General features: G+C 68.4%; 10 protein-coding genes. 4 read left to right on the top strand and 6 right to left on the bottom strand.

From position 1 onward, the window contains the following. Window positions 1–274: 274 nt before the first annotated feature. The 5 genes from BLU81_RS46140 to BLU81_RS46120 form a co-directional block, all read right to left on the bottom strand. Window positions 275–1,690, bottom strand: a complete 1,416-nt coding sequence (locus BLU81_RS46140; protein ID WP_092555934.1) for a class I adenylate-forming enzyme family protein — start codon at window positions 1,688–1,690, stop codon at window positions 275–277. Further along, the gene (locus BLU81_RS46135; RefSeq protein WP_092555932.1) at window positions 1,680–3,953 is read right to left on the bottom strand and encodes an aminotransferase class III-fold pyridoxal phosphate-dependent enzyme; all 2,274 of its coding nucleotides are present in this window, start codon (window positions 3,951–3,953) and stop codon (window positions 1,680–1,682) included. The genes BLU81_RS46140 and BLU81_RS46135 overlap by 11 nt, the downstream gene beginning before the upstream one ends. 43 nt (window positions 3,954–3,996) lie before the next feature. Further along, entirely contained in the window at window positions 3,997–4,965 is a 969-nt protein-coding gene (locus BLU81_RS46130) for a Gfo/Idh/MocA family protein (protein WP_092555930.1), read from the bottom strand. Next, window positions 4,962–6,605: a B12-binding domain-containing radical SAM protein gene (locus BLU81_RS46125; RefSeq protein WP_231954904.1), complete on the bottom strand. Its 1,644-nt coding sequence runs from the start codon at window positions 6,603–6,605 to the stop codon at window positions 4,962–4,964. The genes BLU81_RS46130 and BLU81_RS46125 overlap by 4 nt, the downstream gene beginning before the upstream one ends. A 203-nt stretch (window positions 6,606–6,808) precedes the next feature. Continuing rightward, window positions 6,809–7,720 carry a PIG-L deacetylase family protein gene (locus BLU81_RS46120; RefSeq protein ID WP_092555926.1) on the bottom strand — a complete coding sequence of 304 codons (912 nt, stop codon included), beginning with the start codon at window positions 7,718–7,720 and terminating at the stop codon, window positions 6,809–6,811. Between the two features lie 322 nt (window positions 7,721–8,042). Between BLU81_RS46120 and BLU81_RS46115 the strand changes: the two genes are divergently transcribed. The 3 genes from BLU81_RS46115 to BLU81_RS46105 all read left to right on the top strand — a co-directional run bounded on the left by BLU81_RS46115 (window position 8,043) and on the right by BLU81_RS46105 (window position 10,365). Next, window positions 8,043–8,327, top strand: a complete 285-nt coding sequence (locus tag BLU81_RS46115; protein WP_092555924.1) for an acyl carrier protein — start codon at window positions 8,043–8,045, stop codon at window positions 8,325–8,327. A 102-nt stretch (window positions 8,328–8,429) separates the two neighbouring features. Then, window positions 8,430–9,737, top strand: a complete 1,308-nt coding sequence (locus tag BLU81_RS46110) for an MFS transporter (protein WP_092555922.1) — start codon at window positions 8,430–8,432, stop codon at window positions 9,735–9,737. A 13-nt stretch (window positions 9,738–9,750) separates the two neighbouring features. Then, window positions 9,751–10,365 carry a winged helix-turn-helix domain-containing protein gene (locus BLU81_RS46105; RefSeq protein WP_092555920.1) on the top strand — a complete coding sequence of 205 codons (615 nt, stop codon included), beginning with the start codon at window positions 9,751–9,753 and terminating at the stop codon, window positions 10,363–10,365. Between the two features lie 121 nt (window positions 10,366–10,486). On the opposite strand, the gene BLU81_RS46100 is transcribed toward BLU81_RS46105, so the two are convergent. Then, window positions 10,487–11,551, bottom strand: coding sequence for a radical SAM protein (locus BLU81_RS46100; protein ID WP_197686069.1), 1,065 nt, complete (start codon window positions 11,549–11,551; stop codon window positions 10,487–10,489). A gap of 304 nt (window positions 11,552–11,855) precedes the next feature. Between BLU81_RS46100 and BLU81_RS46095 the strand changes: the two genes are divergently transcribed. After that, entirely contained in the window at window positions 11,856–13,583 is a 1,728-nt protein-coding gene (locus BLU81_RS46095) for a carbamoyltransferase family protein (RefSeq protein ID WP_092555918.1), read from the top strand. Window positions 13,584–13,594 lie beyond the last annotated feature (11 nt).

The following is a 13,594-nucleotide window of genomic DNA, read 5'->3' as shown; positions in this document are numbered from 1 at the left end:
TTGACCTGTCACCTATCGGTGCAGCAGACCCGAGCTGCCGTTCGAGCACCATGATCTGGCGCCGTCTGGCAAGGATCTCGGCATCCTTGTCGCGGTCGCACCGAGATAGGTCGGTCGCAGCAACACAATCGATAGTCCTCGCGGCGCAGAATGCATCGAAGATCACCGAGGTCTGGTCGCTAAGATCGGCCCCTCGAATCAGGCTCCCGCGTCGATGATCGAGATTGCCGTGAACAGGGCGGATGAGGTTCTCGGCACGCGCAAGGCCGGGACGTCAGTGTTCGACGAGACGGCGCACCACCTTCCCCGTGGACGTCGTCTCCAGCGTGGCGACCGCTGAGAAGACCTGCGGCAGCCAGGGCGGGGAGAGGCGCTCCCGGCAGAACTGCTCCAGCTTCCGGAGGTCGACCGTCTCCGGGGTGACGACGGCGGCCACGCGCTGCCCGAGTCGCCCGTCCTCGACCCCGTGGACCAGGCACGAGCCGACGTCCGGGTGCTCCAGGAGAACCGCCTCGACTTCCTCCGGGCTCACCTTCGCCCCGGCGACATTGATCGAGGTGGCGGCCCGCCCGACGATGGTGAGGCCGTCCTCAGTCCGCCTGCCCAGATCACCGGTCACGAAGCCGTCGTGCGGAACGGAGTCCTCGTCCAGCGCGCCGTCGCGGGCGTAGCCCAGCATCATCATCGGCGAGCGGACGACGATGAAACCGGCGTCGTCGAGGCTGAGGGAGACGCCCGGCAACGGGGGGCCGAGCGCACGCACGGTCGTATTCCAGTCTCCGGGCGTCGTCACACAGACCGGCCCGCTCTCGGTCGTACCGTAGATCTGCCCGATCGGTGCGCCGAGCACCGAGCTGACCTTCTCGGCGGTCCGCCGGTCCAGGGGCATCCCCCCGTAGAGCAGCCGCACGGCGTGCGGGGGAGAGGACTGCTCGCCCATGCTTTCGGCGAGCAGGCGGAGCATCGGCGACACGGAGGCGAGGAGGACCGGCCGGCCCTGTTCCATCGACCTCAGCAGCTGCCGTGGTTGCAGCTTGGCGGAGTAACGCACCGGAACGCCGTAGAGGGCGGCGGACACCACGCCCACACCGAAACCGTAGGCGTGGTGGAGCGGCACGGGACAGAGGACGAGCTCTTCCGGGGTCAACGCGAGGGCGCGGTGGTAGCCCGATGCCTCCGCCGCGAGGGCCGAGGCCGGGCGCAGGGCCAGTTTCTGCGACCTCGTCGTGCCGGAGGTCAGCTGCCCGGTCGCCGCCCCGGTGGGCGCCGTCGGACGGTGCCGGGCACAGCGGCTCAGCCTGCGGGACGAGGTCGTGAAGGAATCGTCACCGAGGGTGAGTAAACTGTCCGACGGCGACGTCAGGCAGGTAAGGTGGCCGACGGTGTCGAGGCGCTCCAGTTCCCAGCCGCTCAGTGTGCGCGGCAGGGGCACCACGGTGCCCCCGAGCCCGAGGACCGCGTAGAAGTCGGTGACGAAGTCCGCCGGTGGCCACGAGTACGCACCCACGAAGTCGCCGGGCCCGATCCCCGCCTTCCCGTACGTCTCGGTCTTCTCGTCGAGCAGATCCCTGACCGCCGAACCGCTGAACGACTCGTCGTCATGCCCGATGAAGACGTCCGGGCCGAGCGCCGTGGCCTGTTTCCGGAAGCGCTCGGCCAGGGCGCCCGCGCTCGTCAGGTCAGGGTGCATCCGCGAGCTCCGTGATCGCCGCTCGGATGACCGTCATGGCCGCATCGATGTCCTCGTCGGAGTGCGCGGTACTCACGAACCAGGGCTCGAGCGGATTCGGGTGGTAGTAGACGCCGGCCCGCTGCGCGGCCATCTGGACGCGCCGGTGCCCCTCGAAGTCGATGGCGGCGATCAGCTCGCGCATCGTGGCGCCGGGACCGACCGGCTCGGTGAGCAGCGCCACCGACAGCAGGCTTCCCACCCGTTGGAGGTGCACATGCCGCCCCGAGTCGGCGAAGGCCTTGCCGAGGCCGGTCTCGACGCGTTGCCCCTTGGTCTCCAGGTCGTCGTAGATCCCGGGATTGCGGCTGATCTTCCTCAGTGTCTCCACCACTGCCCGGATGGCGGCGTGGTTGCCCGCGTAGACGCCGGCGTGGGTGGCCTCGTTGCGGGCGAGCAGTGCCATCGCCTCACGTGATCCGCCGAACGCCGCGACGGGCAAGCCGCCGCCGAGGACCTTCGACAGGATCGTCAGGTCGGGCCGTACCCCGAAGAGCCGCTGCGCTCCCCCGATGTCGACCCGGAACCCGGTGATGACCTCGTCGAAGATCAGCCAGGCGCCGTGCGCCCGGGTGACTTGCCGGACGCGTTCGAGATAGCCGTCCACCGGGACGACGACGGACGCGTTGGCCATCACCGGCTCCATGATGACCGCGGCGATGCTGTCGCCAGCGCGTGCGAACACCTCGTCGAGCGCCTCCGGGTCGTTCCACGGGATCTGCAACGTGTGGTGGAGCGCCTCCGGAATCATGCCCAGGGCGCCGGGACGCAGCTCGGTGGAGCGGTGTCCCTGCCTCAGCAACCCGAGCTTGCCCTCCCGGTGGATCGTCTCGCTCCAGCCGTGGTAGTGACCTTCGAAGGTCAACACCACGGTCCGGCCGGTCGCCGCCCGGGCCAGGCGCAGGGCGGCGGCGATCGCCTCCGTGCCGGAACTGGCGAACTTGACCTGCTCGATGGAGGGGACCAGCGTCGTGATCAGGCGGCCCGCCTCGAGGTCGAGCTCGTGCGGCATGCCGGTCAGGTGCCCGCGCCGGAACTGGTCGGCGACACCGTCCAGGACGTCGGCGTCGGCGTACCCGAAGATGTGCGGGCCGTATCCCATGTTGAAGTCGATGAGCTCGTTGTCCTCGACATCCCACACCCGGCACCCTTCGGCGAGGCGTACCACGATCGGCCGGGGCGTGGCGAACGCCCGCATCGTACTGCTGATGCCCCCGGCAATGACCTCCTTGATCTTCGCCTGCATACCCTCATTGCCGAGGTCGTCGGCCTCCACGTCCATTCCCGCTCCTTCTGAGGTGTCAGAGAAACTGTCGGGTCTGCCGGTGGTACGCGCCGGGGAATCCTCACCCAGGCTCTCCGCCAGCTCGTCGAGGGTCGTGCGTCCCGCCAGGTAGGAACCGGCGGCGGCGAGCAGGGGCCGGCGGTGCCGGTGGGCGACGTCCCGCCAGAAGGTCACGACGGCCTCGTCCGCGTCCGGCCGGGACATCGGCAGGTGATAGGCGTTCGTCTCGACGAGCCGCAGGTCGGCGCCGGCCGCCGCCAGCCGGAGCCCGAACTCCAGGTCCTCGCCACCCCAGCGCTTGCCGTGGCCGATGTCGAAGCCGCCCGCCTCCTCGAACAGGCCACGCCGCATGCTGGTGTTGGTGCCGATGCACAACATCCAGCGCAGTACGGAATAGCGCTCGGTGGCGGCGACCGCGGCGGCGGTCCGCTCGATGAAGGAGCGTCGCGGGCGCAGGCGCCGAGCCGCGCCGGGAAGGTCGTCGAGGTCCTCCACACCGATCCGGCGGTCGCGGAGGCCGCGTAGGTGAGGGGCCGCCATGGGTGGATCCGTCGCGATGATGAAGGCCGTGAGGTCCAGAACGGTGCCGTGTGCCACGACGTTCGGCGCGTCGCGGTGGGCGGCCAGGTGGCGCTCGACCACGTCGCCGTCGGTGAGGGTGTCGTCGTCGAGGAAGAGCAGTACGTCACCCCGTGCCGCCCGGGCACCGGCGTTGCGGGCACCGGCGACGCCGCCGCGGCCCGCGACGACGACCTCCAGAGGGACGGTGACGCCGACCGACGAGACCACCTCGGCGACGAGCCCGGGGTCCGGACCGTCGTCGACGACGACGATCTCGAAGGTGCCGGGTACGGACCTCTGCCGGGCCAGGGCGGAGAGTGTCAGGAACAGGCGTGTAGAGCGTCCCGCCGTCGGGATCACCACGGTCAGGTCGGCCATCTGCAACCTCCGGATCGCGGAGCCGGGCTCCGATGGGGGTCAGTCACCTGGTGAGGGACGGCGAGCGATCCGCCAGCGCGTACAACTCGTGGATGGTGGCCTGCGACTCCGCCGCCTCCGCGAAGCCGGCGACCGCACCATCCCCGCCCGCGACCCGGTCCAGGAACAGCTCGATCGCGGCCAGTTCGGGCCGGGTTCCCCTCGCGGTCGCGACGACGCCGTCACCGGTGTGCACCTCGCCGCGTTTGAGATCGAGGGTCACCACGCGGTCGCCCTGGCGGGCTTCGAGATCCAGGCGCAGGGAACGGCTTGCTCGGTTGATCAGCACTCGGACGGGGCCACGGTCGACCCTGAGACTTGCCTCGGCCGACTCTTCCACACCGCCCGGGACTCCGCCGGGGCGCTCGATGCGGCATCCCGTCGCCTGCGCCGGGCCGAACAGTGTCGTGAGGAGGTCGATCGCGTGCGGGCCCAGATCCAGCAGGGCGCCGCCACCCGCGCGGGCCGCATCCGCGTACCACGCCGTGGCGGGTCGCCAGAGCCGCTGCCCGGCGGTCGTGAACGTGAGGGTGAGATCGCAGGCGCCCGGGAGCAGGGCACCGAGGAACGCCGGCAGCAGGCTGTGGTGGCGGTACGGCAGGTTGACCGCGGCGAGCCGTGCCCCCGCCGCCGCGTCGACGAGTCGGCCCGTGCCGGCCGGGGTGGCGGCGAGCGGCTTCTCGCACAGCACCGCGACACCGGCGTCCAGGGCCGCCAGTACCGGCTCGACGTGCGCGTCGTTCGGGGTGCAGACGGAGACCGCGTCGAGGTGCCCCACCCGGAAGAAGTCCGCCAAGTCCGCGGTGACGTACGGGTCGAACCCGGTGCCGTCGAAGAGCGACCGCGCCCGGGCCTGGTCAACGTCGCAGGCCGCGGCGACGGTGAACTCCGGCCGGTTGCGCAGGCACAGCAGGTGGTACGTCTGGAAGACGCGCCCGCATCCGATGACGCCGTAGCGGAGCTGCCGGGTCATGCGGCCTGCACCTCCACGGCCGGCAGGAGCGGGCCGAACTCGAATTCCACGTGCCGCAGCAGTTCTTCGAACGGCAGCCCCAGGTGCTCGCGGTCGTAGTCGTCGACGAGGCGGCTGAGTTCGGCGTCCAGCCGCGTGGCGAGGCCGTCCGGGTCGGCATCGGCGAGCAGCAGGCCGAAGTTGAGGAAGGTGGCGAAGAGACCGGGCAGCCCGTTGCGCCACTGCCGCAGGCCGGTCAGCAGGGTCAGGGCCTCCGACCGTCCACGCGGGTCGGCGCGGCGGGCCTGCCGCACGGCACCGGCGAGCCGGTTCGCCAGGAAGGGCACCTGATTCTCCTTGCGGTCGGCGATCGCACCGCCGAGCCTGCTCCACACGTCCCAGAGCGCCTCGACCCTGGCGTCGGGCACGCGGTAGTCGCGGCGGGCCTGGCGCAACACTGTGAACGCCGGCCCTTCCTGTCCGACCGCGTCGGCCGGCGCGAGCGGCTCGGTGATCGAGTCGAACATCTCGGTGCCACGGAGCGCGATGGCGCGGTTGACCAGAAGGAAAGGGTTGTCGATGTGGTGGATGTCGGAGGCGACGATGAATTGGAGGTTTTCCCAGAGTTCGTCGACGGACGTCTGCGGGTCCACCATGATCCAGCCAGGGTCGAGGTCGAGCCCCTTGCCCCGGAAGATCCGCGCGGCGTCGAAGTTGTACGCCACCGTCGTGCCCTTCTTGATCCGCCGTAACATCCCGGGCGATCCGCTCTCGATGCCCAGCAGGGCCGAGCCGAGCCCGGCGCGGTGCAGCAGGTCCAGGGCTTCGTGGTCGATGAGCCCGGAGTCCACCCGGAATTCGCAGTGGAACGAGAACCGCAGCTTTCGGCGGATGACCTCCTCGGCGAACTCGACGGCGTGTTTGAACCCGTCGTTGAAGGCGCCGCCGAAGTTGTCGTCGTTCAACCAGATGAAGCGGGTGCCGAAGTCGCGCTGCAGGTACTCGATCTCGTCGACTACGTCACCGGCGGGCCGCAGCCGCCAGAAGCCGTCGACGACGCCGGGCTGGCGGGGCGCGTAGCAGAAGGTGCACTTGGCATGGCAGCCGCGGCTGGTGAAGGTGGACGCCACCGGGGTGGGGATGCCTGCGGCCTTGTTGGCGCGCAGGACGTCCCGCGCCGGCCATACGAGGCGGGTCAGGTCCGGGAGCACCGGCATCCCCGTGCCGCGCACCCGATCGGCGTCCCGGAAGTAGATGCCCGGCACGTCGCGCCAGTCCCGGCCGGAGGTCAGGCGGTCGAGCAGCCCGACGACCGTGATCTCACCCTCACCGAAGACGACGCAGTCGACGCCGGGAACGGACTCGGCTATCAGCTTGGCGTTATAGGTGCAGAAGGCGCCGCCGATGGCGACGAAGACCTCCGGGTCTGCCGCTTTCACGCAGTTGACGAGCCGGACGGCGTCGATGATGTGCAGGTCGTACATGATGCTGATGCCGACGAATCGCGGCCGCTCCCGAATGATGAGTTCGATGATCACCTCGTCGGTGGGTGTGCGGCCGTGCAGATTGATCGCGCGAGTGGAGTATCCCGAATTTCGCAGGTAGGACGTTATGCAAGCCAGTCCGAGATTCTCACGAATCTTCTCGTAGAATAGTCGCATCATCGGATCGAGACGAACGTAATCATCATCCGTGATCGAGATACTCTGATTGTTTAGGCTTGGTGCTCCGGTCGCTATTTCGCGGGGAGTCAACAAGACGACGTCAGACATGAACGGGTCCTTCCCAGATGCGTTCGGACCTAGCTCAAGCGCTTAAGCGAGCATGGCACAGACAGCCATCATGGTCAATCTAATGATAGCGATCACCGTTCCGTGACCCCGAGGTCCGGGCCGGAGTACTCCCATCTCCGCGGCGCCCACAGCGTCTCGGTGAACGCGCCGGTTTCCCCGCCGGAACCCTGCCTGAGCACCCGCGTGATCGTCCCCGGTGTGACCTGGAGGCGGTAGGCGCGCAGAGCTTCACCCTTGGCCATGGCGTGCGCCGGCGTGGTGATGGCCGGGACCTCATGCAGCGGCCCGATCTCCGCTCGCGGGGCGAGGCCCTCGCGGCACGACGCGGATCCACCGAAGACCGAGTAGGGCATGTCCTCGTAGAGAAGCACCCGGTCCGGGCTGATCACTTTCAGCCCGATGAGCGCGATGACGGCTTCGCGGACCAGGAGGTGGTCCACGTGCCCGCCGACGCCGAGGGGTGCCGCGATGACGCCCGCGCCCACCAGTTGCGGGCCCAGTGCGTCCAGGAGGGCGCCGAAAAGCTCTGTTTCCGTATGGACAATTCGCCCGATGTCGTCCTCCGAGGTCAGGAAGCCGTCACGCCAGGCCGGTCGGTGCGGCGCCTCGGGAAAACCGAGCATCGCGACGCTCACTCCCAGCACCCGGCAGGCGGCGAGCTCCTCCGCGCGCAGCAGGTCACTGGTCAGCTTCGGGCGAGATCGGTAGTACGGCCGACGGGTCCAGGTCTCCTCGGTGAACACGCCGACGACGTGGCCGCCGCGGGCCGCGAGAAGCCCGCCCAGGGCCAGTTGAGCGTCGTCGGGGTGCGGGGAGACCACCGTCAGATCCGCCCGCGCGGTCGGGTCCGGCGGCGGGGCGGCGAGCACCAGGCCAGCCTCGTGCCAGCGCTGAAGGGTCTGCTGTTCCGCCGGCGGGAACGACTCCAGAGGCCGGGTTCCGTCACAGCGATTCCATAGGTTCAGCATGTCCCGGCCGGGCATTCCGAAATCCGTGGGTTCCCCGAGGAATAGCAGGCGGTCGCCATCTTCCTCGAGGTGCGGTAATGAGAGTGGATGCTGGTTCTCCAGCTGCAACCGGACGCGAGAGCGCACCGGTGAGTGATCGGTGGGCACCTATGCACTCTAACGGCCGCCGGCGCGCTCGGGCGATCCCACAAAAAATGTCTCACTACTCTGGACGGAGCTGAGCGTCGTGTGGTGAGCTGTCGGATATCAACGAGCTTCTGTGCATGCCGACGATTGGCGGTCGGCAGCCTCGCTCGACCATTCTGCATTCCGTTCCTGAGTGTGAGGAGAATTCCGCGTGGACCGTGACGAGGTGCTCGGAACCATTCACGAGACGGCGGCGGAGTTCGCGGCCTCCAACGGCCGGGAACCGGCCGCGGACGTGCCACTCGAAGAGCGGGACAACGTCCTGCTCGCGTACGGGTTCAGCTCGCTCGACGCGCTGGAGTACCTGCTGATCCTCGAGGAGAAGCTGGGCGTCACTCTTGAGGACGAGAACCTGACCGAGGACGTCCTGTCCTCGGCGTCGGCTCTTTCCGCATACGTCGTGGAACTGCGGAAGCAGGAGGCCAGCACGGCCTGACCGGCGGAGCGGTCGTTCCGGAGTCCGCTGTATCGAATCTTGCGGGACGGGGCCTGGAGGACGGCGCCGCCGCTTCTCAACACCTGGAGAGGTACACCGTCCATGTCTGAACCGGTTGCCGGGACGTCACCTCGGTGGCAGCGCCTGCCCCTCGGTCCCCTACGGGTCCCCCGATTCCGGATCTTCTTCACCGGGCAGGTGGCGTCCGACATCGGCACCTCGCTGTCCACCGTGGCCTTCGCGTTCGGCATCCTCGATCTGCAGGGATCCGCGGCGGACCTCGGCTGGGTGATGGCGGCCCGCGTCGCACCCCTACTGATCGTCACCCTCATCGGCGGCGTGTGGATCGACCGCCTGCCACGTGAGCGGGTGCTGGTCGGCACGCAGATCGCGAGCGCGATCAGCCAGGCCGTGACGGCCGTCCTGCTGCTCACCGGGACCGCGCAGATCTGGCAGTTGATGGGGCTGTCCTTCGTCGCGGGCGCCGCGACGTCGCTCTGGGTTCCCGCATCGGGTGCCGTCATGCCCACGCTGGTGCCCGGGCGGCTGCTCAACGAGGCCAACGCGCTGAGCCGTCTCGCGTCGAACACCATCATGATCCTGGGCGCCGGGCTCGGCGGTCTCCTGGCGTCGGTGATCGACCCCGGCTGGGTCGTCCTGGCCGACGCCCTCACGTTCGTGGTGAGCGCCTTCTTCCTCGCGAGACTGCCGGCCACCCGCGCGCACATCGTCGAGGGGGCGACCAGCTTCTGGCGGCAGCTGCGCGACGGCTGGAAGGAGTTCGCCGCGCAGGACTGGCTCTGGCCCGTCGTGATCCAGTTCGCCTTCGTCAACATCGCGTGGACCGGCGCCTACACGCTGATCGGCCCGCTGTTCGCCCGCGAGCAACTGGGCGGCGCGGCACCCTGGGGCGCCATCCTTGCCGCGAACGCGGTCGGCACGGTGCTGGGCGGCGTGGTGGCCCTACGGTACAAGCCGGTCCGACCGATGGTGGTCGGCGTCCTCTGCGTGACCGCGCTCGCGGGTCCCCTGCTGGCCATCGCGCTGGGCGGCAGCGTGTGGGTCATCGGCGCCTGCTCTCTGGTGGCCGGCTTCTTCATGGAGATCTTCGAGGTGCAGTACGCCGTCTCGATGCAGAGCCACGTACCGCAGGACAAGATGGCGCGGGTGAGCGCGTACGACGGTCTCGTGTCGTTCGGGGTGCTGCCTCTCGGGTATGCGCTCGCCGGGCCGCTGGTGGTCCTGCTCGGCACAGGCTCGGCCGCCGGTGCCGCCGGGCTGCTCATCGTGGTGGTCTCGCTGCTGACGTTGCTGGCGCCCGGTGTGCGCAGGCTCCGTGCGGTGCCGCAGGAGGAGGCCAGGGCCGCTCAGGACGACAAAGACCAGACCGATCCCGTCAGCGCTTCCTGAACCGGAGGAGCCCGTGTACGTACTGAGCACGACCCTGGAGCCGGTGGAACTCGACATGCTCGAAAGGGCGTGCCGAGCCCAGCGGATCCCGGTGTCCACATCCGGGGACGCGGCGCTCGGAGACGATCTGCTGGCCGCCTTCTACCGTGCGGGGGCGGCCGGGGAGTCACCGATCGAGCCACGGCAGGTGCGCCTGCACGGGGCCTACACGGTGCTCGTGGACGCGGAGGCGACGGCGAGGTCGACCTATACTGCGCTGCGATCGGGCTACAGCTTCGTCCTGCCCTCTCCGCTGTCGGAGAGCCGGGTGTCCCGCTTGCTGGATTACCTCGTGGCCACGGCGGCACCGCAGAGATCCCAGGTGCTGACGCTGAGCGACGCCAACGAGCTGACCGTGGGCGGCAGGTCGGTCACGCTGACCGACGGCCAAGGGGTCACGCTGCGGTTGCTGGGCGAGCAGAGCGGCCGGATCGTCACCCGGCAGAGGCTTTCTGCCGCGGGACAGGACAACGCCCTGGCCGTCGTGACCGAACTCCGCCGGGTCTTCCAGGACATCGGTGCAGGAGCTCAGATCCTCAAGGTGCCGCACATGGGGTTCCGTCTCGTCGGCTCGGTGCGCGTCGCGTGACCGGCCGCGGCCGGTCCGCGGACCGGCCGCGGCCGGTCCGCGGACCGGCCGCGGCCGGTCACGCGAAGAAGCCGGTATCCCCGCGTCTCTGCGGTGATACCGGCTCCCGGCCTTCGCTCCCCTATTCTCCGGGCTCCGCCGACTGTTTCAGGACCGGGGCGAATGCGGTCTTGATTTCCTTGAGCCGTTGCATCGAACGGGGTCCGCCGTAAATCGCGCTCCGGGAGATCTCCTCATCGCTCACCCGATCCAGCAGGTACAGGTTGAGAACGTCGGAGGGGGTGACGCAGGTCTGACAGAATGGAAAGCGTGGCCGATCCTGCATGAAGAAGTCGTAATGCTGATGGTTGCCGTATTTCTCGATGACTAGCAACGGTTCGGAATTGAGATTTCCCATCGGCTTGATCCACGCGTGGGGACACGCGGAGACGTCGCCCTGCCCGAAGAGTTGCACCATCATCGAGGTGATGTAGCACGGCAGGGTGCGTTTTCCGCCACGCACCTTCTCGTGAATGTGTTCGACGAAGGCCTTCGGTGGGAGCACTCCGGCGAATTCGTCGTAGTGTTCGACGAGTGGCGCGAGGTGCTCACCCGGCGGCGGGCCCATCTGTTTGATGATCTCGCCGCGCACCGGAAAGAAATAGAGCGTCACTTTTCCGTCGTAGCGATCACGCAGGAACTCTGCGAAGGCGACCTGGCCGTGCACGTTGACGTCGGTCAGCACCGACTGGATCTCCAGGCGCAGGCCGGCGTTCACGGCGTTGTCGAGGTGCCGCATGATCGTGTCGTGCAGGCGGGCCTGCTTCGCAGGTAGACGGTGTCCGTTGAGCTCCAGCGTGTGCCCGTCGAGCGAGATGCTGAGCGTGCAGTTGCCGAGCGCGGACAGGGCCTGCAGGCGGTGCTCGGTGAGGAAGACGCCGTTGGTGATGACCTGCACCGTCTCGTAGCGCTGGCACGCTTCGGCCACGAACTCGGTGGAGCCCTTCAACCAGAAGAATTCGCCGCCGGACAGTCTCATGATCGGCGCGTCGACATTCTCGTGATACAGGTCGAGAATGGCTTTCCAGTCCTCGCGCCGATCCGTGGTCAGACGGAGTTTGGCGTCGGGGACATTCATCAGGAGGTTGTACTCCTCGGTGAGGCAGTACGAACACCGCATCTGGCAGAGTTGTTCCTCGATGACCATGTCGTTGACGAGGAATGGGAGTCTGCCGTTCTGATCGCGTTTACCTAGAGCGGCTGAGCGAAAGTGATCTTTGAGGCGCATGGCAGCGATTCCCCCACTACTGTCGCCCAGCCGCCGACGCGGCCTGAACGCGTTTGCGTGGCCCTATCTTTAGACACGGTACTACGGTGAATTTCGGTGTCAAGGGGGAGGCCTTGTAGCCATTGCTCGGCGTCTATAATTTTGGCGTCTCGGGGTAGACAGCGGGAGATGGCGTGTGATCTTCTGGCGACGACCTATAAAGGCGGTATCGGAAGGAACCCGAATGCTGTCGCTCGGCTTGGGTGGTTCGAATCACGACTTCTCCGCCTGTCTCGTCGAAGGCGGCGACATCGTCTCCGCGATCGAAGAGGAACGACTGTCGAGACGCAAGTACGCCGTCGGCGTCAACTCCCTGTTCAACCAGTCCTGGCGGTACTGCCTGGAGTCCTACGAGGCGCGACTGGAAGACGTGGAGGCGGTCGTCGCCGACGACACCCTGCTGGCCCCGGCGTACTTCCCGCTCCGCAGCCGCACGACGCTGATCCGCCACCACCTCGCCCACGCCTCGAGCGCCTACTATCCCTCGCCGTTCGCCCGGGCGGCCATCATCGTCGTGGACGGCGCGGGCAGCCTCATCGACGACCGCGGCGTGGAGGTGCTCACCACCGCCGTCGGCGAGGGCACCCGGATCACCGAGGTGTCCAAGGTGCTCGGGGTGAACTGGAGCACCGACGGCCTGAGCGCCCTGCGCGTCTACCAGGCCGGGGACAGCGATCATTCACTCGGGTTCATGTACAAGGCCGTCAGCAAGGCGATCGGCTTCGTGCTCTACGAGGACCAGGACTGGTACCTGACCGAGGACGGCAAGACGATGGGCCTCGCGCCGTACGGCGGCGACCGGTATTGCGGGGAGTTCCGCAAGTACCTCAACCTCCTGCCGGACGGCCGCTACGAGCTGCACCTCAAGGCCGGTGGCCTGCTCGACTTCATCGCCTCCGCCCTCGACGGCCTCTCCGGCGAGGAACGGTTCCGGCGCGGTGCGGACCTCGCCTTCGCCGCGCAGAACCTGCTGGAGGAGACCCTGCTCCACGTCACCCGGCACCTGCACGCCGTCACCGGACTGCAGGATCTGTGCCTGGCCGGCGGCGTGGCCCTGAACTGTGTGGCGAACGGCCGGCTCTTGCGGGAGACACCATTCACCAACATCTACGTGCAGCCGGCCGCCGGCGACGGCGGGTGCGCGGTGGGCGCCGCGTACTACGGCTACCACGTGCTCGGTGGGCACCCCCGCGACCGGGGGCCCAGCTCCACGCAACGCCCGTCCCGCCACGCCTACTACGGCCGGCCGTACGCCGACGCGGCCGTGGTCAGCGCCCTCGACGCCGCCGGCCTGCCGTACGCGAAGGTCACCGCCCCCGCCAAGCTGGCGGCGACTCTGCTGTCCCGGTCGTCGCTGATCGGCTGGTTCACGGGGGGCTCGGAGTTCGGCCCGCGCGCCCTGGGACACCGCAGCATCCTGGCGGATCCGCGCCGGGCAGACATGAAGGACATCCTCAACGAGCGGGTCAAGCACCGGGAGGGCTTCCGCCCGTTCGCCCCGGCGGTCCTCGCCGAGCAGGCCGCGGAGTACTTCGACCTGGCGATCGAATCTCCGTACATGCTGCTCGTCGCGCCGGTCCGGCAGGAGAAGCAGGCGGTCATCCCGTCCGTGGTCCATGTCGACGGGACCGCCCGCGTCCAGACGGTCACGCGTGCGGACAACGGTCGCTACCGAGAACTCATCGAGTGGTTCCACCGCATCACCGACGTGCCCGTCGTGCTGAACACCTCGTTCAACGACCGCGGCGAGCCGATCGTCGAGACGCCGGAACAGGCGCTCGCCTTCTTCGGCCCCAGCCGCCTCGACCACTTGATCATCGAGGATTACGTGGTGGCTCACAGCGAGCCGGAGCTCGCCGCCGCGCTCGCCTTGCTCGACCCCCCGGCCGCCGACGGCCGGGCAGCACGGTAGGGAGGACCAAC

Source organism: Actinoplanes derwentensis (assembly GCF_900104725.1).
Classification (GTDB): domain Bacteria; phylum Actinomycetota; class Actinomycetes; order Mycobacteriales; family Micromonosporaceae; genus Actinoplanes; species Actinoplanes derwentensis.
The sequence above is the reverse complement of the archived record's forward strand: the minus strand, read 5'-3'. Positions and strand labels throughout refer to the sequence as shown.